Source organism: Bacillus sp. BF2-3 (assembly GCF_008368795.1).
Lineage (GTDB): Bacteria > Bacillota > Bacilli > Bacillales > Bacillaceae_G > Bacillus_A > Bacillus_A cereus.
In genome coordinates, this window is the sequence record NZ_QOSA01000048.1 from 1 (window position 1) to 21343 (window position 21343).

The window sequence follows — 21343 nt, forward strand, 5'->3', positions numbered from 1 at the left end:
TTTTCTATAGTCATTATTTACTTTTAAAAATAGTGTTTTTGTTATATAGTTTAATGTTTTATAAAATTAAATTTAAAAAGAAAGTTAAATTAGACATTAAACTAATTTACAATCTAATATATATATCGATATATGTTATAATTTATTTAAAATGTAAATACTATAAATTTTAATTTACATAATATTATTATGTAAATAACGAGGTGTGAGGAGGAATTAGAATGATTAGCGCATATGAAATGACTATGACTACAAATGAAGTAAAAGATTATTTAGATATAAGTCACTTTATTTTTAATAATTTAATGAAGCAAGGAAAGCTAACACCAATCAATAAGGATACGTGGCGTTTAGATGGTAGTTTTTTATTTAATAGAGAAGAAGTAGAAAAAGTAAAAGAAGAACGTAAAATTGAGGGGATTACTTTATACCAAGCAAGTAAAGAGTATCATATTAGTATAAATCAGCTTGAAAAATGGATAGAAGAAGGAAAGTTAGTTTATTTTTTAATAGAACATCGTAATCGACAAACGAAATTTGTGAAGGAGGAGGATGTTCGTGAACTTGTTCAGCAAGTAGAACAAGCTAATCATATATATACATTTTCGCAGAAATATAATGTAGTATTATTTCAAAAGTTTGTAAAAGGCAATACATTGGCACGTGTTATTTCTATTCCAAAACGTGGTGATATTATAGTTCTTGATGAATTTGGAACTAATATGACACTTAGTGAGGCATTAAAAGCAGGATATGAGTCCGCTTATAAACTGTCGGATAAACCTAGAAGTCATCATCAAAGGTTTGTTAAGTTTCGTTTTCCTAAATCTGCGCAATTACGAAACAATATTTTTCACATAATCGATAATATATTACAGTACGTATCTCCAAGAAATATAAAGATTTTAGAAGAAGAAACATTTTGGTATTTTGAGATTCGTCAATCATTAATTACATTACCACCAGGAATTCAAATGGAATGGATTGAGGAGTTAACGCCTTATATAATAGAAGGGAAAATTGTTCCAAGAATGAATCATAGCGTATATTTGGATAGTAATACAGTAACGAAGTCTGTCATACTTACAAGTAAGGAATACAAATACTTGAAAGAAATTACAAATGAAACAAATAGCTCTATTGAAGAATTTATAGCTATTGCTATTAGAGACAAGATTAATCAGCACTTACTTAAGTGAGATCGAATTTTTTAATGAATTAAAGCTGAATCTAGGTATTTTCTCTATTACTTTTATTAAAGAAACGGAGGAATAAATGCTAAACGTTCCTATTACTAAAATAATAATGGGCATATAAAATCTGAATATCTAGTTTGTATATCTTAAATACTTCCTATAAAGTCTGTTATCAGACTTTCGGAAGTATAGAGAAAAAATAGTTGTATGAATGATGTAGCGACAAATTCTCTTTTTATGTATTATGTAAAAATATCTATTGTGTATGTGAAATAAATTTATATGTATATTTTAATTATTAATGTTAAATAATTACCCTATATTTTTTTGATATTATTTATATTTTTGTTTTAGTCCAAACTGCATTACGGCCTTTTGATATTAGTTTAATTAATTTTTCTTCTTGTAAACATGCAAATGCTTTATTGATCGTGCTTGGTGAAACATCTGAAAATACCATCCGTATTGCTTCTTTTGTAAAAGGGAGTTCTTGTTTTAATATATACTCTTTAATTTTAAAGCTTTTGTTCCCTTTCAGTTGGTAACTTGTAATATGTACGTCTAGTTCTTTATATGCTTCTAGAATAATATGTAATAGACATTTTAATATAAAGGATACATTGTGCTCTTGAAAATGCCAATTTGCTGAAGATTTATATAGGGCATCATAATAATCTCTCTCGTATTTTTTTATTATTTTATCTAGTGAAATATATTTCACTAGTGAATGTTTACTTTGTAATAGTAATAAAGATATAAGTAGACGTACCATTCTTCCATTTCCAGATTCAAAAGGAAAAATACATATAAAATTAAGTACAAAATTACAAATTAAAATTAGTGGATCAATATCTTTTTGATTTAATAAATAATTGTATTCCTCACATAAATTTTTTACTGCTTCTGGGATTTCTTTAATCGTTAAAGGACGATAGCAATAAAATGAGAAATTAAGTTGCTCATGTTCTTCAAGTAAGATGTCCTGTTTTCTCCACGTTCCACTATCTGAAGTAGCATATTTAAAAAGTTGAAAATGTATTTCTAAGATTGTGTTTGGATCAATAGTAAGCTTTTCATAATTATTATGAATGAGTGATAGCGCATCTACGTAACAAGATATTTCATCTTCAATCATTGTTTTTGGCGACAGATCATATGTAATTAATTCTTTTAACCTTTTATTTGTTATTTTTAAGTTTTTATACATTGCGACAAAATCTTTAGTATGTTGAAGTTGAGTAGATATTTGCAACTTTTCTAATGTACATGGAAATTCCTTCTCATAGACCTCCAATCTCCCTTGGTATTGCTTAATTTTTCCAATTAGGCTTGCTACATCTAAATTTACCAATAAATTTGTGAATTTTTCGCCAAAAAACGACATATTTTTCCCCTCCTATCATATAAAACTATACAATACTTAACTGTATTTAAAGTGTTTTTTTGAATAATTTTCTAAAAAAAATTAAAAATATAGTTTTTTATGTGTGAAAATTACAATAATTAGGGTCTTTTTGCCTTATTTTGTGACAAGATTTAACATCAGATTAAATAGTTTCATGTTAAAAAGCAGAGTTTTATATTGTGTAATTGCTGCTTTTTATCAATAAGTAAGTCATTGCATATGGGGAAGGGGGAAGTCCTTACTAATGAAGACTATTGCTTTTTACTTACCACAATTTCATGAAATACCTGAAAACGATTTATGGTGGGGAAAGGGTTTTACAGAATGGACCAATGTAAAAAAAGCAAAACCACGTTTTCTGGGACACTATCAGCCTAGGGCTCCATTAAGGGATTATTATTACAATTTGTTAGATTTAGATGTACATAAGTGGCAAATAAATTTAGCAAAACAGTATGGTTTAGATGGTTTTTGCTATTATCACTATTGGTTCAAAGGGAAAAAATTACTAGAAAAACCAATAGAACTGAGAAATCAATGTAAGGAAATTGATTTCCCATATTGCTTATGTTGGGCAAATGAATCTTGGACAAGATCTTGGGATGGGAAAGACCAAGAAGTATTGATGCGACAAGAATATGGGGATGAGTCTGATTGGAAAGAACACTTTAATTATCTTTTGCCATTCTTTAAAAACAAAAACTATTTAAATATTAAAGATAAACCGATATTTGTAATTTACCGACCAGCTTCTATACCAAACCTAAATAAAATGTTGAGTCTATGGAATGAATGGGCTCAATCTGAAGGGCTTCTAGGGATACACTTTGTAGAAATGTTAACAATTTTTGAAGATAAATCAGATTTTCCTTTTGATGCTGCTATAGAGTTTGAACCTATGTACACTTTAAAAAAACTAATTGGTAATACAAATTCACTACACCAAGAAAAAAAAGATTTTCACTTAAGTTATGATTTTGTATGGAAAAGAATATTAAACCGTCAAATTAAAGAACGTGAAAACATATATAAAGGGGCTTTTGTAGATTGGGATAACTCTCCAAGAAAAAAAGAAAGCGCTTTAATTATGAAAGGGGCTAATCCCGATAAGTTTAAGAAGTATCTTTTACAACATAGTAAGGACACTGACTTTTTATTTATTAATGCTTGGAATGAGTGGGCAGAAGGCACATACCTAGAACCAGATGAAAAGTATGGATATAAATATCTTGAAGCTTTAATGGAGATAAAGAAGAGTCACTTCTAATAAATTGTAACAGCAAGAAGAAGGGGGAAACATTATGACTGATATAAATACTATGATTTCCATTCGATACATTAAGAAATCATATGGAGATTATACAGTTATTAAGAATTTAAGCATAAATATCCGTAAAGGTGAAATTATAGGATTACTAGGACCGAATGGAGCTGGGAAGACAACACTTATATCGATTTTATCTACTCTTACTCTGCCAGATGAAGGGTATGGTACAGTATGTAACTACGACTTGTATACTGAACGGAATAAGATTAAAAAAAATGTGAGTGTAGTACCTCAAGATTTAGCGCTATACCCGACTTTAACTGCATATGATAATTTATCTTTTTATGCCGATTTATATGGATTAAAGGGAAATAGGAAAAAAAGCCGCATAAAAGAAGCTTTGCAATTCGCACAGCTTGAGGATTGGGCACATAAGAGAATTGATACATTTTCAGGTGGTATGAAAAGAAGAATTAATTTAGTGATCGGTTTGTTAAATAAGCCAAAAGTTATTTTCTTAGACGAACCAACAGTGGGAATTGATCCGCAATCAAGAAACCATATTTTTAATTGTATTCGCCATCTCGTAGAAGAACTAGGAATCACTGTCATATATACAACTCATCATATGGAAGAAGCTGAGATGTTATGCCATCGTGTAGCAATTTATGATAAGGGTGAAATATTAGATATTGACACCCCAAAAAATTTAATAACAAAGTATGGGGAAAATTATTTAGAGATTGTAATATCAAATATTCCAGAAGAATTTATACATAAAACAAAAATGATTGTTGATGTGAAGTCCTGCACTTTGGTAGATAAAAAAGTCATCATTCAATGTGTAGATAGCTTTAATGTTACAAGAGAAGTTATGAAATTAATTCAAAAATATAATTTGAAAATCGAATTATTTAATGTTAAAAATTCTAATTTAGAAAATGTATTTTTACATTTAACAGGGAAAAACTTAAGGTCGTAAATGGAAAGGGGTTGGTAAACATGAAAGCTTGGTATATAGCAAAGAAAGATCTGCTTATTCTTTTAAAGGATATTCCTGGTCTAATCTATTTATTTATTACACCCATTATAGTAATAGCAGTTGCTAGTTTTGCATTATCAAATGTATTTGATAGTAAGACAGAAAAATTCAAGATTCCTATAGTAGTAAATGATAATGGAGAACTTTCTAAAAGGGTTATTGAGGAATTAAAAAAAATCCCTGCCCTTGAGATAGAAGAAACTTTTGAACTAAATGGTAAAAAGAAAGCATTTACAGAAGAACAGGTAAAAAAGGAAGTTCAAACTAAAAAAGCGGCAATCGTCATCCCTAAGGATTTCACACAAAATGTATATTCAGGGAAAGAGGCCAAAGTCATCATCATAGAAGATGAAGTTGATCGCATTATTCCAAGTGTTGTTTCAAATGCTGTAACTCAAATTGTGTCAGAAATACAAAGAGATATGACTAAAGAGATTGTAAAACAAGCCTCTGCTCAAATGGAAGTAAATTTGAAAGTAGAGTTTAGAGAATTAGCATCAGATAATGAACATAAACCTACTCCATTTGAATCTAATGTACCAGGATATGCCGTAATGTTTGTACTTTTAGGTACTGCTGCGGCTGCAGGTGCATTAGTAGAAGAGAGAGAGAATGGAACGTTAAGAAAAATTCTTACTTTACCTATTAATACATTATCAATCATTTTTGGAAAGATGCTCTCATGCTTTATAACAGCTATTGTTCAATGTGCAGTCCTTTTTAGCGTAGGACATTTTGTATTTGGAATGTGGCTAGGGAAAAGTGTATTAGGAATTATATTGCTAGTGATATGTACTGCATTTGCAGCTTCAAGCCTGGCAATTTTACTAGCTTCTATATGTCAAACAAGATCACAAGCAAATGGTATTTCTATTTTAATCGTATTAACTATGTCTGCTTTAGGTGGGTCTTGGTGGCCACTCTATATAGAGCCGGAATGGATGCAAAACATAGCACATATTACGATTACAGCCTGGGCAATGGGAGGATTTAACGATTTATTAGTATATAACAAGGAGTTCTCCTCTGTGCTTATTCCATCAGCTGCATTAATTGGCATGGGAATTTTATTTTTAACAATCGCCATACAAAAATTTCGACGTTCTTATGAAAAGTAGGTGAAATAAGTGTACATAGTAAAAAATGAGGTGAATGTTCGTTTTGGGGAATGCGATCCCATGGGAATTGCTCACCATTCTCATTATTTTCACTGGTTTGAGCTGGGTAGGTTTGAAATACTGGATATGACTGGAATAAACCGATATTTAAAACAGGAAAAATTATATTTTCCAATAATCGATATAGGATGTACCTATAAAAAATCAGCTCGATTTCAAGATGACTTAATTGTAGAAACCTATCTTAAGAATGAAAGTAAAGTTTATATAGAATTTGTTTATAAATTATTCCGCAAGAGATGCCGAGTTTTGTTAGCGGAAGGATTTTCAAAACATGTTTTAACACGGTCGAATAATCAATTAATCAGTAGATTACCAGAAGAAATTTTAGAAAAGATTCAATTTGAAAATAGCGAGGGTGTCATATGATTACATTTATTTTTCCAGGACAAGGGTCTCAATCCGTAGGGATGTGTAAAGGGTATTTAGATAAATACCCAAACATATTTGTCCCATTATTTGAGGAAGCAAATGATACGCTAGGATTTGATTTAAAGCAACTATGTTTATATGGGCCAAGTGAAAAATTAATAAAAACTAGTGTTACACAACCAGCTATTCTTACGGTAAGCACAGGGATATCACGAATTTTACATTTGTACGGTTTAAGGCCATCTAAAGTGGCGGGTCATAGCTTAGGACAATTCTCTGCACTGGTAGAAGCAGGATCTTTACAATTTTCGGATGCATTGTCCATTGTACGGAAGCGTGGTCAGCTGATGAGTAATGTAAAGCAAGAGGGGTGTATGTTAGGAATTGTTTCGAACACATATCAAACATTATTTGAAGTTGTAGAGGAATCTAAACAATATGAAATTGATATTGCTGCCTATAATTCCCCTACACAGGTTGTATTTTCTGGCGAAAGTAAGAGCATTCTTAAATTTCAAAAGGTACTAGATCAAAAAAATGGTATAAAAACTAAAATACTCTCAACTAGTCATGCATTTCACTCACGTTTAATGGGAGAAATGGTTCTTGAGTTTAAGGAGTATTTAAATTTATTTTCGTTAAAAAATGCTCAAATACCAATTGTTTTAAACTGTTCAGGAAAACCAACTACAGATAGAATCAATATTTTACACGATATAGAAAGACAATGCGTAGATCCAGTTATGTGGCAAGACACTATCTACACTTTATTGAATAATGGTACGAAACACTTTATAGAAGTAGGTCCCGGAAATACTTTAACCAAGTTATGTCGCTCCTTTAAGCAGAACATATCTGTATCCTCTACAGAAACACCGATGTATTTAAAAAGAAGCCTTACTACAATAGAGAAAGAATTTAAGGGGGAACGGGTCTATGTTTAATGGAAACGAAGTGGCATTAGTTATCGGAGGATCACGAGGCATTGGTAAATCAATAACAATGGACCTAGCCAAACAGGGCTTAACTGTTTACTTTACGTTTCAAAGTAATCAAAAATTAGCAAATGAAATAGCAAATACTATAGGGGAAAAAGGTGGAAAAGCGTTTCCTATGCATGTTGATATTACAAATGAAGACTCTATTCATAAATTGTTTCAACACATACGCTCAAAGGAAAAAAGAATAGATATTTTAGTAAATAATGCAGGAGTTATAAATGATGGATTTGCAGCAATGATGAGCGAGGAAAAGTGGGATCATGTGGTTGATTTAAATTTAAAAGGAACATTTCTTTGTTGCCGACAAGCATTAAGAATAATGATGAGACAGAAAAGAGGTTCTATTGTAAATATCACGTCGACAAGTGGAATAACGGGTGCAAGGGGTCAATGTAATTATTCTGCCTCAAAGGGTGGGGTTATTTCCTTAACCAAGACTTTAGCATTAGAAGGTGGGGAATATGGGATTAGGGTTAATGCCGTTGCACCTGGTTTTATACAAACAGATATGACAAAAGGAATGGATCAACAGACTTTAAAAAGGATGTTAGAACTGGTGCCGCTTGGCAGAATTGGAGATCCTAAAGAGGTAGCACATTTAACAACATTTTTATCCTCTAACTATGCGAGTTATATAACCGGGAAAGTTTTTACAGTGGATGGTGGATTAGTTAATGGCTAAACAATAGGTGATTTAATGACGAATCTTGAGTTAAACAAGGAAAAGGGGAAAACAGATGTTTACGTATGTAGAAACAAAAATTATTGCTGAAAAAAGAAAACAATTAACTACTAGAATTAAAGAAATTATTACTGAGAGATTAGATTTAGAAATCGAACCGCATTTCATTACTGATGATCAGCCATTATTCGGACGAGGCTTAGGGGTTGACTCCTTGGATGCATTAGAGCTATTTCTGGCAATTGAAGAGGAATTTGGCGTTGCAGTATATGACGAGAATATGGCAGTACTGGGTTCTATTAATAAAATTGCCGATTTTATTGAAGAAAATAGGGAGGATGATGTGCAGTGAGACCGATATTAAATGCAGATCAAATCCGAAATATCTTACCGCATAAATGGCCATTCCTTTTCTTAGATAAAGTTATTCAACTTGAGCCAGGAAAGAGTGGAATTGGTATTAAAAATGTAACAGTAAGTGAACCTTTTTTTGAAGGGCACTTTCCAAATGAATCAATTATGCCTGGAGTGTTAATTATTGAAGCTTTGGCACAAATGACTGCTGTTGTTTATGTTACAGGAGAACTAGCAAAAATAGATGCACATGGTGCATGTTCACCTAAAATCAATCCAAGTTCATATGTGGGTTATTTAGTTTCTGTACGTAATATGAAATTTTTAAAACCTGTAGTACCAGGAGACCAGCTAGAATTACATGTCCAAATTGGAAGATCACTTGGGGTAATCTCACAAGTGGAAATCACGGCTTATGTAGATAAAAAGAAAGTTGCTACTGGTAGTATTCAAGTTTCTAAAAGAGTTGAGGAAATATGATCCATGGTATAGATGTTCAAGTTCGTGAGTGTACAGAGGCAGACAGTGAGAAGTTAGCGCAATTTTATAATAAATATCAATATGGCCCCATTAAACATGGGTATCCCTTAAATAAGCAAGACATCAAGCAATTATTTCGCGAGCGGAAGATACAGTTATATTTAATTGCTGAATATGAAAATGAAATTATAGCTAGCTTATTATTTTCTAGTTTATCAGGTCAAAGAGCAGCCACTCCAGATGGAACCTGGGCTGGATTCTTTTTAATCCATCCAGAATTTCGTTCGGGAAATATACCAGATAAATTATTTGCCTATGCAATTAAAAATCTTATTCAACAAGACATTAAGTATATTGATACAGAAGTGAATCCGGAAGATAAAGTAGCCATGGCACTTTATAAAAGAGTAGGGTTATATCAAACAAGTAGGTCGTATATAGACTATGATGGCTACTTAAATTTAAGAAGCTATTTACCTTATGTTATTAATTATCTGTTAGATGCATTTAAACCAATTATTTCAAAAAGTGACCAAGATATATGGCTATCTAGAGGTTGGAAAACAGTTAGGGGATTGAAATCCCTACGTTCTATTCAGAGTAACACCATAACAAGAAATGGAATTGAAGTTGTAAAGTATGCCATTAATCTTGGAGCAAAAGATGTAAATTGTTGGGTTGATATAAAAAGTGAAAAAATTACTGAGGTAGAAACAGAACAAGTAAGATTCACTAGTTATATTTTAGAAGGAAACAATTTAATTGTTGGAGAGAAGGTTCATATCTGTTATGTATATGAAAATCATTTTTCAAATCCTATTAAAGCTAGTATTACATCGAAGATAGGCGACGATTACTTAATTGATTTAAAGAAAACTTTTTTTCCAAATAAAAAGTACGAGTGGGAAGAAGTTATAACAGTTACTAAGGAAATTGAGGGAGAACTTGTTACAAAGTTAAAAGCAAAAGAACTAGAACTAACTGTTCATTTTGGAGTAACCATAGCAAATCCGTTAGAAGTAAATGTTGCTAATCATCCTAAGTTAATTAATGGAAAAGAATCTGCATGTATCGTTAATGTGAAAAATAATTCTTTAGATAGATTAATTTACAAATTATTTATCCAACAAGAAAACCCTAAAATACTAGATTTCAAACCGCTAGAAAAACACCAAATTTGTATTATAGAGCCGGGTGAAATAAAGAAACATCCTATTTTATTGAATCCCAAAAAAATTGGTATCACTAATATGACATTTTCAGCTGTTAGTCATCAAAATAAAAGTATTGGGGGATTAAAGGCCTTAATTCCAGTTCATGCACTTGGGAGAAATCATGTTTATGAAACAGAAGAATACTTGGTTCTAGAAAATGTGTATATAACTGTACAAATAAGTAAAAGTACTGGTTGTTTATATATATATGACCTTAGAAAGCAGCAATTATTAGTAAAAGAAGCATGGCCAGATTTAGATTACCCATTTTTAAATGCAGTAAAAGAACCGAAAGTAAATGAGCTGTCATGGGCAATAAAATCTGATTCATGTTTTGAGATCATTCATAAGGTCACAAGATTAAAGAGAAGCATTCGTTTTTTGTCAGATAAGATAGTTCAAATAAAAGATTTTGCACAAGAAGGAAAATATATAAAGATATACCCTTGGTGCATGTTATATGATGCGAAGATGACGGTACCATTAAAGAGTGGGTTAGTTTCTAGACCTATGGTATATGGTGAGTATCCATATGCACTACATGACTATGAATTTGTAAACCAATTCGATCTACCTAGTCATCCAGACATGTATGAGCGAAATTATACATTGTTTGAATCGCAAAATATTAATATTGGATTCATATGGAAAGGAAATATAGAGCGTATCCTATTTGGATTAAGATGGATGCCGGCGGTAATATTTACACGGAATGATAAAGAAAAATGTATAACAAAAACGCACTATTATACTTTATGTTCTCGTGATAGCAAAGATGAAGTAGAAGAAATCTATAACGATATTACTAGTCATACATCCAAATTTATATCTAATAAGATTCCGTACTCAATTGAGACTGACCAATTTCATATTATAAATGAAAACGGGGAATTTTATATTCACGGAAGCCTAAAAAACTTATTTTCTTCCATATTAAAGGGGAAATTAACATTGGTTTTCCCTCAGATACCTTACGAACAACATTTGTTTATACAAGACATTGATTCCATAAGCAATTTTGATTTTGAATTTAATGGAAAGGTTAAATGGTCAAAAGCGCATTATGCCACACTTACGTATCAAGATGACTTGAATGGAAATACGATAACTAAAATTATATATCTTTTCTCTAAAGGAAGAAATGAATTAACATATAACGAAAAAAAGCAGGAATATTTAGTTCAGAATAACGTACTAGACATAATGATTAAGGTAAACCAAAGTAGTAAAATAACAGAATTTATGTATAAAGATAAAGAGATTTTAAAAGGTAAATCAGCATTAAATTCTTATAATTTTTTACCTGGTTTGATGATACCAACGGTTCAATCTTGTACTCCAGATTGTAGGGAAGATTTGAGTATTAATTCCATACATCTCAAGAACAGTGCCAATTCAGTAGTAGTAAAAGAAAATACATACAGGGAATTCATTCATCAGATTTTCTGTCAATCTAATGAATCGAAAGTTGGATATACAACTATATTTGATTTACCAATTTTACAAGTACAAATGAAAAATCTACAAAAAGAGAAGATAAAAGCTAGTGTCTTTCATTTATTCTGGGAGAAAAAAGGGAAAACAAAAATTAAAAAGATTTATTATTGGCAGAACGGAGAGCAAAATACATTAATACCAAATGACAAACAAAGAAAGATTTACTTAGATAAGAAGGTAATTCTCGAATTATCTAATGGGTTATACGTATCTATTTTAGCACTATCTCATAATACAAAATGCTTTATATACGAGTGGCCAAAGAAAGGTATACAAATCGGTATATATGATAATCAGAACGAATTTTATGATGCAGATATTCGCTTTAATATTGCAGTTGGAGAAACTTTACTTGATAGTGAATACTTTTCGCAAATTTTATTAGAGGGGAATATGACATGAAAGTATTGTTTATTGCACCTAGTCACTTTAGCATTGGTGAGTTGCACAATGCCTTATGTCTAGCGAAACAAATTGAAGAGGATGGGGAAGTATATTTTTTAACAAGTGAAAAATTCTTATGGTATGCCAGTAAATCTGTAGCAAATGTTACATCACTAACAAAGGGGCTAAGACAAAAAGAGGTTATTAAACAAATAATTGATTCTTTTCAGCCTGATGCTATTGTTCTAGCTGATTACCATAATTTGTTTTTAGAGTCTCCAATTATTGATCTTGATTATCTATTAAACCTCCACATACCTTGTTTCTCTATTGATTCTTTAGCTTGGGGTAGTGAGGATCGATTATTAGAAAATAAACTTTTTAAAAATGCGAATTACAATAGCTTAAAAAAAAGGTCATTGATAGAACTACCTAAAATCCCTTCTCAATTTAAGCTAATTAGAACATGTCCAGTGAATAGTTATAAACAAGATAGTGAGAATATTATTTCTGTCAAATTATATAAAGAGGCTTTACAAATAGATGAAGAAATAAGAATGAAAATAAGAGCACAACTAGGTTGTAGAGAACAAGATAAATTAATTATGATTGCGAAATCATCATGGGCCAACCTACTAGTAAAAATGAGGCTCATGGAGAAGAAACAGTACAATGATGCAAGGTTTAGTTATGAATATATATTACAGGAACTATTAAGCCTATATCTTCAGGACTTTCCAAGCGATACATGTATTAAATTAATTGGGGTTTCAGATGAGACCAAATTTATTTCTATGAAAAATGGAGGAAAAATAGAATTTGTTTCACTACCATTTCTTCATTTGGAAGAATATGAGCAACTAATATTATCATGTGATTTATTTATCACCGATAATATTACATCCTGCTCAATGGGAAAAGCGGTATTTGGAAAAATACCTGTAATTAGTCTGGTAAACCATATGGAATATGAAGAATTAAAGACTCAAAGAGATAGCCATAATCCTACCTTAAGAAGCATTATAGAAAAATGGAATTATATAATACCTAATGGACTTTATCCATTTCTTGTATTTCCAAATGGATGGCATAAAGAATTAGCACCATTGATGGAGCAAAATGATTATTTTAAATGTGTGCATGCTTGTGAAATATTTGATTTAAAAGAAACTAGTCAAACAATATTTAATATGCTGTATAGCAAAACGGAGATTGATAAATTAAAGAAAATGCAACAACTGTATATAAATAATGCATGTAATCTACCGACAATAAAAGATGTGATAAAGAGAGAATTGGGGGCGCTTAATCATGAGTAATCAAATTAATGTACATGAAGAAACTAATGAAGCATATGATGCAGTACGTAACGGAATTGGTGTAATAGATTTATCAACAACAGGAAGAATTGTTGTAAAAGGGGAGGACCATGTAGAGTTCCTAGATCGTTTAGTTACGAAAGATATTATGTTTATGGAAGAAGAAACTACACTCTTTACCTTATTGTTACAAGAAGATGGGACTGTAATCGATTTAATTAATCTATTTAAAAATGAGGATTCTATTACAGTTATTACTACACCGCATAAAAAGGACACTGTACTAGCTTGGTTAGAAGATCAAAAGACGAATGGCATTGAGATTATAGATATAAGTCAAACACATTCTCTCCTTGGATTTGAAGGCCCTTATGCATGGAAATTAGCTCAACAATTTTTAGATTTCGAAATATCATCACTACCATTTCAATCATTTGTGTTAAATCAATTATTTGGAAAGGAAATTCTATTGGCAAGAACAGGTGTAACAGCAGAGTATGGTTATCAATTATTGTTTGAAAAATACTTGGAACCAATAGTGGTTGAAACCATAAATTCTTTTAAAGATGACGATATTAACTTGAAAAAAGTGGATTGGGAAACATTAGAGACGTTAATGTTAGAAATTCGACATCCATATTTTGAATTTAAACATTTAGAAGAACTAAATATTTTCGAAGCTAGTTTAGAATGGTTTATTGATTTTTATAAAGATGAATTTTATGGAAGAGAATCCTTAGAACAGCAATCGGAAGCTGGAGTTAATAAAAGAATTGTGGGATTCACGACAGGAATAGAGAGTCAAATTACAGTTAATGATGAGATTTTTATAGAAGAACAATTAATTGGTAAAGTTATTGTACTTAAAGAAAGTCCTGTATTAAACATGAGACTCGGGATTGCTTTATTAGAGGAACCATTTGCTGTTTCAGGAATTGGATTTTATGTAAAAAATAAAGAAAATGCTTTATATGAGGCACATACTCAGTCCTCACCATATATTCTACCTAAATCATGGTCAATCAAAATACTGTAAAGGTGATGGCATATGAACATGAATAATCAACGAATCGTCGTAACTGGCATGGGAATTATTTGTTCAAACGGAAATAGTGTAAAAGAATTTTGGGATAATATCAAATCTGGGAAATCTGGTATTAAAGTAATCCAAAATATCGATATGGCTGAAATGGTAACAGATTATGGTGGAGAGATTGAAAACCTTCAGGTAGATGATTACTTCTTTAAGGATGAAATAAAGGATATGGATCGCTGTGGAAAATTAGGTGTCATGGCGGCAAGAGAAGCGGTAAAAAACGCAAAATTAAAAATAGAAAACTTTAATCCATACCGAATTGGAATATCATTAGGCACATCTTTAGGAGGCATGTTGAGCGGGGAAGAATTTCATAATCAGTGGATTAAAGATGGAATTGAAAAAGCAGATGAAACGTTACTTTTTAAGTATCCAATCCATACTCCCTGTGACAATATTACTCGAGACTTAAAAATAAAAGGGCCAAAAATGATTATTTCGAATGCATGTGCCGCTGGTACAAATTCAATTGGATTTGCGCTGGATACAATTCGAAATAACAAAGCAGATATCATGATAACCGGTGGTGTAGATCCCTTATCTAAATTGTCAATGAGTGGTTTTAATAGTTTACAAGCACTAGCACCAACGCCACCTTCGCCCTATAGCAAGAGTAATGGCGTGGTAATCGGAGAAGGTGCAGCTATTCTTGTTTTGGAATCCTTAGATCATGCGGTTGAAAGAGGTGCAAATATCCTAGCTGAAGTAGTGGATTACGATTTATCTTCAGATGCATATCATCAGACGGCACCAGATCCGGGCGGGGAAGGTGCTTTGAGATCCATGCGAGGTGCTTTAAAGAAAGCCTATATAGATGCTAAGGAAGTAAGCTATATCAATGGACATGGTACAGGTACACCAGCAAATGATGTATCAGAGCCAAAAGCAATTCGTACATTAATTACTGAAAATAAGACACCAGTTTCTTCAACTAAATCAATGATAGGACATATGTTAGGAGCCGCAGGGGCGGCGGAAGCAGTAACAAGTATTCTTGCTATTCAACATGGATATTTACCTCCAACTATAAACTTTGAAGTTGAAAGTCAAAAGTTTAATCTAGATTTTGTACCTAACATAGGTAGGGTAAGTGATTTGAGTTATGTACTATCAAATTCATTTGCTTTCGGTGGAAACAATGCAAGTATCTTATTCTGTAAGTACAATGAGAACCTTGAGTTATCAGCGGCAAAGGAAAAGCTAATTAAAGAAAAAAAAGTCGTAATTACTGGTGTAGGGGGACTTGCTGGGAATTCTTCAAACCTTCAAGAAATTAAAGATTGTATGTTTAAGGGAAAGAGTGGTACCTCAAAGATTAAACAGTGGAACGACAATCCTAAGTGCATACAAGCCGGGAAAATACCAGAACAAAACTATCGAAGGCTAATACATCCTAATTTATTAAGGAAGATGGATTCAATTAGCAAACATGCAGTATTGTCAGTGAAGATGGCTATAGAAAACGGGAACTTAAAGATAGATAAAAATAATAGGGACAAGATAGGAATTATTTTTGCAACTGGTACAGGACCAGTTGGAACGGTAGAATCATTTAACCGAAATATAATCCAAGAGGGTGTTAAGGCCGCCAATGCTAAATTATTTCCAAACACAGTTATGAACGCAGCAGCTGGACATATTTCATTAAACTTTAAAATAAAAGGGCCTACTTCAACTATTTCATGTGGCGGGGTTTCTGGTATTAGTGCACTATACTATGCCTATGCCATGATTCAATCTAGTGATTATGACACATTCATTGTGGTAACGGCAGATGAAGTAAATAATCCAATAATAGAGGGACACTCAAAAATAAAAAGATACTTAACAACTGAGAATATAAGTCCTTTTGATTGTAATAATAGCGGTACCATACTTGGTGAAGGGAGCGTTGCCTTTATTGTAGAAAGTGAGGAGGCAGCGTTAAAAAGAAATGGTAATATTTTAGCTGAAATTAAAGGTTTTGGGTTAACATCTGATGATAGTAAAATAGGGGACTTAAATCATCTAGGAAAGGCATGGGAGGAATCTATGCGTTTAGCAATGAAAGAGGCGATGATTTCTCCAGGAGAGATAGAATATATTTGTGCAGCCGCCAATGGTCATACATATTTTGACCGTATTGAAGAGAGAGTTATAGAACGTATATTCGGAAAGGGAGCTCCTGTTAGTGCCACAAAATCTATCTTTGGGGAAACTCATGCAACTGCAGGCCTTCTTTCGCTCATTAGTGTAATATGTGCATTTGATGGTGAAATACCAGCTACGCAAAATGTAAAGAGTCATAGAGGAAGAATAGATCTCGTCACAGAAAATCCTCGCAAGGCTCCGGTGAGCAATGCCTTAATTAGTACATATTCTTATGGTGGTAATTATAATTCTGTTGTAATAGGAAAACATTTAAATTAATTATTTATGTAGGAGACCACTTTTATTAAGTATGTATCGGTCTCCTGCATAATAAGCTATATAGTTTTTAAAGCTTAAGCTCTTAATTGAGCATATCAGAAAAACTATGAAGGAGCACAATGCCATGAAAGGTATTATTCTTGCAGGTGGGAACGGTACTAGATTGTACCCTCTTACCCAAATTGTATCGAAGCAATTATTACCTATCTATGATAAACCCATGATTTATTATCCTTTATCAGTACTAATGTTGGCGGGTATAAGAGAGATACTAATTATTTCAACGCCACAAGATATTAATAAATTTGAGCAAATGTTGGGTGATGGTTCAAAATATGGAATTACCCTTTCATATACTGTTCAGCCTTATCCAGAAGGTATAGCACAAGCATTTATTATAGCTGAGGAATTTATTGGAAATGATAATGTAGCTTTAATTCTTGGCGACAATATCTTTTATGGTCATGGACTAACAGAATTACTAGAAAAGGCTGTTAAGAAGACTAGGGGAGCTACAGTTTTTGGTTATTATGTCAATGATCCAGAGCGCTTTGGGGTAGTGGAGTTTGATTCTAAAAAGCATGTGATTGATATCATGGAAAAGCCAAAGGAACCAAAATCAAACTATGCAGTAACTGGCCTGTATTTTTATGATAAACGTGTGATAGAAATAGCAAAAAATATTAAACCATCTAATCGTGGGGAATTAGAGATAACAGATATAAACAAAGAATATCTTGAAATGGGAGAATTAGAAGTTGAATTATTGGGAAGAGGCTATGCATGGCTGGATACAGGTACACACGAATCATTATTAGAAGCAGCACAATTTATAGAGACAATTGAGAAAAGACAGAGTTTAAAAGTAGCTTGTTTAGAAGAAATTGCATTTAAAAAGAAATATATAACCAAGCAGCAACTATTAAAAATGGCAAATTCGGTAAAGGAAAATCAATACAGCCGATATTTATTAAGGGTTGTCCATCAATAGCATTTAAATGAATGGAGAGAGAAGAATGCGTAAAATTCATACAGCATTAGATGGTGTTTTTATTATAGAGCTTGATAAATGCAGTGACAAACGTGGTTACTTCATAGAAACATGTAACAAGAAAAAATTTGAACTTTTAGATTTACAGGGAGACTTTGTACAAGATAATCAATCATTATCTGTTCACACAGGCACGATACGTGGGCTGCATTATCAGTTGAATCCTAAAGCCCAAATGAAGGTAGTGAGCTGCATTTCTGGTTCTATTTACGATGTAGTGGTAGATATCCGAAAGGGCTCTCCAACGTATGGGCAATGGTTCGGAACAATTTTAAGTGAGTATAATAACCGTCTACTTACCGTTCCTAAAGGGTTTGCACATGGTTTTTGTACTACAGAACCTAATACTATTGTCCAGTATAAAGTAGATGAGTATTATTCACCTAACCATGAAGGCGGAATTCTATGGAATGATGAAACGATAGGGATTTTTTGGCCAACTAATCAACCGATTTTATCAGAAAAAGATAGAAAACTACCCAGTTTAAAAGATACTAATATCAACTTTGTTTATGGAGATGATTTTAATTGAAATTATTAATAACGGGTGGGGCAGGATTTATTGGTAGTAATTTTATTCGGTATATGTTAAAGAAATATCCTCAATACCGAATTGTAAATGTAGATTTATTAACATATGCAGGGAATTTATCTAATTTAAAGGAAATATCACTAAATCAAAATTATAAATTCATCAAAGGGGATATTTCAAATGAAATATTCGTAGATAAGCTATTTAAAAAAGAGAAATTTGATTATGTATTAAATTTCGCAGCAGAATCTCACGTTGATAGAAGTATTAAAACTCCCCATATCTTTGTCCAAACTAACATATTAGGTACACAAGCCTTATTACACTCAGCGTATAAAACAAAAGTGAAAAAGTTTGTACAAATTTCTACAGATGAAGTATATGGAACATTATCTCAAACGGGTGCTTTTACAGAGCATACAATAATAGCTCCTAATAGTCCTTATAGTGCAAGTAAAGCTAGTGCAGACTTAATGGTACGAGCGTATCATGAGACATTTGGTTTACCTATGAATATAACTCGTTGTTCCAATAATTATGGTTCCTATCAGTTCACGGAAAAATTAATACCATTAACAATAACTCATGCTTTAAATAATAAAGATATTCCTCTATACGGTGATGGATTACATATAAGAGATTGGCTTCATGTAGAGGATCACTGTGTAGCTATTGATTTAGTTCTTCATGGTGGAACAGACGGGCACATATATAATATCGGAGGAGATAATGAATACACAAATCTGGATATAGTACAAAAAATACTCAAATTCCTCAATAAAAGTCAATCGCAAATTACATTTATCACAGATCGCTTAGGACATGATCGACGTTATGCTATGGATGCTACTAAGTTGAAAGAAGAATTAGGTTGGACACCACACTATCTATTTGATGATGGACTCACTCAAACAATTAAGTGGTATATAGATAACCGTACGTGGTGGGAGTGAACTTTATTAGCTAAAAATTACATAAATAAAATGAGGAATTTTAAAATGAAGATACTGATAACGGGAGTAGATGGGCAACTAGGACAAACTTTAATACAAGTACTCAGCAGAACACGTCATGAACTATATTGTGTGAATCGAACCACATTAGATATTACAAACAAAATAAGGGTTTGCTCTTATATTGACAGAGTAAAGCCAGATGTAATTGTACACTGTGCAGCATTTACAAATGTAGATAGGGCAGAGAGAGATAAAGGTTTGGCATATGAAGTAAATGTATTAGGTACCAAATATATTGCTCAGGCTGCAGGGAGAATAAAGTGTAAATTTGTATATATTAGTACGGATTATGTATTTGATGGCGAAAAGCATACACCATACAATCTTGAAGAGCGTCCTAATCCATTAAATATATATGGAGAAACAAAATTGGCTGGAGAACATTTAGTAAAAAAATACACGAAGAATCATTTTATTATTAGAACGTCCTGGATATTTGGAAAGGGCGATGGTCACTTTATTGCTAAGATAGGAAAAATAGCAAGTCTATATGATGAAGTACGTGTAGTATCAGACCAATTTGGCTCACCTACCTATGCAATAGATTTAGCAAACTTTATTGAGGAGTTAATAGAGACAGATCAATTTGGATTATATCATGTGACAAATGAAGGAGTATGTTCGTGGTATGAGTTTGCAGTTGAATTTTTTAAAGACTTCAATACAGATATTAATATAATTCCTTTAACGACGGAGGAATTCCCGCAAACAGCCAACAGACCTAAATATTCAGTGTTAAGCAAAGATTGCATTATCCTGAATGGATTAAAACCATTAAGACATTGGAAAGAAGCATTAAAAGAGTATAAGGACCAACTTAATAGTAGATAATCATTTTAATTTATATAAAATTAGCAAGTAAATATAGCTTTATTCTTTTAGTAAGTTTCATTTTAATTATTTTGAAATTTGGCGTTTACTAAGTATTAACTGTAAAATAAAAAACCACTCCCTTAAGTAGTGGTTTTTTATTTTACAACTATACATTAAATCGTAACAAAAGCCATTATACATTCGCTGAAAGATTAACAGTACATTTACTATTTTAGCATATTTACATTCAAATAAATGTTCCAATCTAGTGAACTTTCAAATTTCATTCGATCCCTTTGGATAAGGTAGAAATTTTCTGTTTTAGATTTAAAGTAAACTGTTTTATGTAATCTTGAAAAACGGGTTCATCCCAATCAGTATAGGAAGGAGCAATGATATTTTTCTGAAAAATAAATTTTTCTGGAATATTTTAAAATTAGACCGAGGATTACTTTGATTATAGTAGTTTTACCAGAACCATTGGTACCGATAAATCCTGTTATACAGTCGTTATTAATTGTAAAAGTAACATCTTTTAATGAGAAATTTTCGTAAGATTTATTTAAATTATTTACTTCTAACATAACATTTTTTAAAATTAGTAGACTCTGAGAAGGAAGGTAAAGAAAAGGAATTAGAATTTTTCGCACAAAAGTACCTTCGTGAAAATGCTTTTCTTCTAGTATATTATTCTGAAGAAAAAGGAGTGAGATCTTGGGGAGAAGTAAAAAGGGGTACCACCCCATCGCCATCAAGCTAAGAGAAGACAACTACCCCAAAAACGAAATTTTGTGCTGACTTGTAATAATAAAGCTCATTTTTTTCTTTTTGGGGTGGATCTGTTTTCTTAAGTTGATGGGCATAGGGGGGGTACCCCTTGAAGGTCAAATGGCGAAATATTTTACTGGAAAATTTTATTTTTATTACTTTTTTAAATTATTTATATTTACATATTTTAAAAATAAATATCGTATATTCCAGATTATTATTATACAATATATCAACTGAACTATATATAAGAATGGAGAGTTTTTA

Annotated in this window: 18 protein-coding genes and 2 pseudogenes; 18 read left to right on the plus strand and 2 right to left on the minus strand. The window is 31.9% G+C overall.

The annotated features are described in order from the left end of the window. Positions 1–221: 221 nt before the first annotated feature. Entirely contained in the window at positions 222–1199 is a 978-nt protein-coding gene (locus tag DN401_RS26295) for a DNA-binding protein (RefSeq protein WP_149288033.1), read from the plus strand. A gap of 334 nt (positions 1200–1533) precedes the next feature. Here DN401_RS26295 and DN401_RS26300 read toward each other — a convergent pair whose 3' ends face one another. After that, positions 1534–2580 carry a Fic family protein gene (locus DN401_RS26300; protein WP_149288034.1) on the minus strand — a complete coding sequence of 349 codons (1047 nt, stop codon included), beginning with the start codon at positions 2578–2580 and terminating at the stop codon, positions 1534–1536. Between the two features lie 265 nt (positions 2581–2845). Here DN401_RS26300 and DN401_RS26305 point away from each other — a divergent pair, with 265 nt between their 5' ends. The 16 genes from DN401_RS26305 to rfbD all read left to right on the plus strand — a co-directional run bounded on the left by DN401_RS26305 (position 2846) and on the right by rfbD (position 20326). Beyond that, positions 2846–3868: a glycosyltransferase WbsX family protein gene (locus tag DN401_RS26305; RefSeq protein WP_147801835.1), complete on the plus strand. Its 1023-nt coding sequence runs from the start codon at positions 2846–2848 to the stop codon at positions 3866–3868. A gap of 34 nt (positions 3869–3902) precedes the next feature. After that, positions 3903–4850 carry an ABC transporter ATP-binding protein gene (locus DN401_RS26310; protein ID WP_149288035.1) on the plus strand — a complete coding sequence of 316 codons (948 nt, stop codon included), beginning with the start codon at positions 3903–3905 and terminating at the stop codon, positions 4848–4850. A gap of 20 nt (positions 4851–4870) precedes the next feature. Next, positions 4871–6028, plus strand: coding sequence for an ABC transporter permease (locus DN401_RS26315; protein ID WP_149288036.1), 1158 nt, complete (start codon positions 4871–4873; stop codon positions 6026–6028). A gap of 9 nt (positions 6029–6037) precedes the next feature. Continuing rightward, entirely contained in the window at positions 6038–6457 is a 420-nt protein-coding gene (locus tag DN401_RS26320) for an acyl-CoA thioesterase (RefSeq protein WP_149288037.1), read from the plus strand. Further along, on the plus strand, positions 6454–7404 hold the full coding sequence (locus tag DN401_RS26325; protein WP_149288038.1) for an ACP S-malonyltransferase: 951 nt from the start codon (positions 6454–6456) through the stop codon (positions 7402–7404). The genes DN401_RS26320 and DN401_RS26325 overlap by 4 nt, the downstream gene beginning before the upstream one ends. Beyond that, entirely contained in the window at positions 7397–8143 is a 747-nt protein-coding gene (gene fabG, locus DN401_RS26330) for a 3-oxoacyl-[acyl-carrier-protein] reductase (RefSeq protein WP_149288039.1), read from the plus strand. Before DN401_RS26325 ends, fabG begins: the two co-directional genes overlap by 8 nt. A gap of 55 nt (positions 8144–8198) precedes the next feature. Next, the gene (locus tag DN401_RS26335; protein ID WP_000495741.1) at positions 8199–8495 is read left to right on the plus strand and encodes an acyl carrier protein; all 297 of its coding nucleotides are present in this window, start codon (positions 8199–8201) and stop codon (positions 8493–8495) included. Further along, complete coding sequence (fabZ, locus tag DN401_RS26340; protein ID WP_149288040.1) at positions 8492–8977, plus strand: 3-hydroxyacyl-ACP dehydratase FabZ; 486 nt, start codon at positions 8492–8494, stop codon at positions 8975–8977. Before DN401_RS26335 ends, fabZ begins: the two co-directional genes overlap by 4 nt. Further along, positions 8974–12090, plus strand: a complete 3117-nt coding sequence (locus DN401_RS26345) for a GNAT family N-acetyltransferase (protein WP_149288041.1) — start codon at positions 8974–8976, stop codon at positions 12088–12090. Before fabZ ends, DN401_RS26345 begins: the two co-directional genes overlap by 4 nt. Further along, the gene (locus DN401_RS26350; protein WP_149288042.1) at positions 12087–13391 is read left to right on the plus strand and encodes a DUF6365 family protein; all 1305 of its coding nucleotides are present in this window, start codon (positions 12087–12089) and stop codon (positions 13389–13391) included. Before DN401_RS26345 ends, DN401_RS26350 begins: the two co-directional genes overlap by 4 nt. Further along, positions 13384–14427 (plus strand): aminomethyltransferase family protein, encoded by a 1044-nt coding sequence (locus tag DN401_RS26355; RefSeq protein WP_149288043.1) that lies wholly within the window; start codon positions 13384–13386, stop codon positions 14425–14427. The genes DN401_RS26350 and DN401_RS26355 overlap by 8 nt, the downstream gene beginning before the upstream one ends. A gap of 12 nt (positions 14428–14439) precedes the next feature. Beyond that, positions 14440–16896 carry a beta-ketoacyl-[acyl-carrier-protein] synthase family protein gene (locus DN401_RS26360; RefSeq protein WP_149288044.1) on the plus strand — a complete coding sequence of 819 codons (2457 nt, stop codon included), beginning with the start codon at positions 14440–14442 and terminating at the stop codon, positions 16894–16896. 124 nt (positions 16897–17020) lie between these two features. After that, entirely contained in the window at positions 17021–17887 is an 867-nt protein-coding gene (rfbA, locus tag DN401_RS26365) for a glucose-1-phosphate thymidylyltransferase RfbA (protein WP_149288045.1), read from the plus strand. A gap of 25 nt (positions 17888–17912) precedes the next feature. Next, positions 17913–18479 carry a dTDP-4-dehydrorhamnose 3,5-epimerase gene (gene rfbC / locus DN401_RS26370; protein ID WP_087965097.1) on the plus strand — a complete coding sequence of 189 codons (567 nt, stop codon included), beginning with the start codon at positions 17913–17915 and terminating at the stop codon, positions 18477–18479. Then, the gene (gene rfbB / locus DN401_RS26375) at positions 18476–19432 is read left to right on the plus strand and encodes a dTDP-glucose 4,6-dehydratase (RefSeq protein ID WP_149288046.1); all 957 of its coding nucleotides are present in this window, start codon (positions 18476–18478) and stop codon (positions 19430–19432) included. Before rfbC ends, rfbB begins: the two co-directional genes overlap by 4 nt. Positions 19433–19477: 45 nt before the next feature. Then, the gene (rfbD, locus tag DN401_RS26380) at positions 19478–20326 is read left to right on the plus strand and encodes a dTDP-4-dehydrorhamnose reductase (RefSeq protein WP_149288047.1); all 849 of its coding nucleotides are present in this window, start codon (positions 19478–19480) and stop codon (positions 20324–20326) included. Positions 20327–20597: 271 nt separating this feature from the next. Here the strand turns inward: rfbD and DN401_RS30355 are convergent. Next, positions 20598–20892 (minus strand): annotated as a pseudogene (locus DN401_RS30355) (ATP-binding cassette domain-containing protein); the annotation flags it as partial. 11 nt (positions 20893–20903) lie between these two features. Here DN401_RS30355 and DN401_RS26390 point away from each other — a divergent pair. After that, a pseudogene (locus DN401_RS26390) lies at positions 20904–21068 on the plus strand (YxeA family protein); the annotation flags it as partial. Positions 21069–21343: the final 275 nt, after the last annotated feature.

Bases quoted from the DNA above. Each gene is read 5' to 3' on its own strand.
- fabG (WP_149288039.1), top strand. From the start codon at position 7,397: ATGTTTAATGGAAACGAAGTGGCATTAGTTATCGGAGGATCACGAGGC.
- DN401_RS26360 (WP_149288044.1), top strand. From the start codon at position 14,440: ATGAACATGAATAATCAACGAATCGTCGTAACTGGCATGGGAATTATT.
- rfbD (WP_149288047.1), top strand. From the start codon at position 19,478: ATGAAGATACTGATAACGGGAGTAGATGGGCAACTAGGACAAACTTTA.
- DN401_RS26305 (WP_147801835.1), top strand. From the start codon at position 2,846: ATGAAGACTATTGCTTTTTACTTACCACAATTTCATGAAATACCTGAA.
- DN401_RS26295 (WP_149288033.1), top strand. From the start codon at position 222: ATGATTAGCGCATATGAAATGACTATGACTACAAATGAAGTAAAAGAT.
- DN401_RS26350 (WP_149288042.1), top strand. From the start codon at position 12,087: ATGAAAGTATTGTTTATTGCACCTAGTCACTTTAGCATTGGTGAGTTG.
- DN401_RS26345 (WP_149288041.1), top strand. From the start codon at position 8,974: ATGATCCATGGTATAGATGTTCAAGTTCGTGAGTGTACAGAGGCAGAC.
- DN401_RS26315 (WP_149288036.1), top strand. From the start codon at position 4,871: ATGAAAGCTTGGTATATAGCAAAGAAAGATCTGCTTATTCTTTTAAAG.
- DN401_RS26335 (WP_000495741.1), top strand. From the start codon at position 8,199: ATGTTTACGTATGTAGAAACAAAAATTATTGCTGAAAAAAGAAAACAA.
- DN401_RS26300 (WP_149288034.1), bottom strand. From the start codon at position 2,580: ATGTCGTTTTTTGGCGAAAAATTCACAAATTTATTGGTAAATTTAGAT.
- DN401_RS26355 (WP_149288043.1), top strand. From the start codon at position 13,384: ATGAGTAATCAAATTAATGTACATGAAGAAACTAATGAAGCATATGAT.
- DN401_RS26325 (WP_149288038.1), top strand. From the start codon at position 6,454: ATGATTACATTTATTTTTCCAGGACAAGGGTCTCAATCCGTAGGGATG.
- rfbA (WP_149288045.1), top strand. From the start codon at position 17,021: ATGAAAGGTATTATTCTTGCAGGTGGGAACGGTACTAGATTGTACCCT.
- rfbC (WP_087965097.1), top strand. From the start codon at position 17,913: ATGCGTAAAATTCATACAGCATTAGATGGTGTTTTTATTATAGAGCTT.
- DN401_RS26310 (WP_149288035.1), top strand. From the start codon at position 3,903: ATGACTGATATAAATACTATGATTTCCATTCGATACATTAAGAAATCA.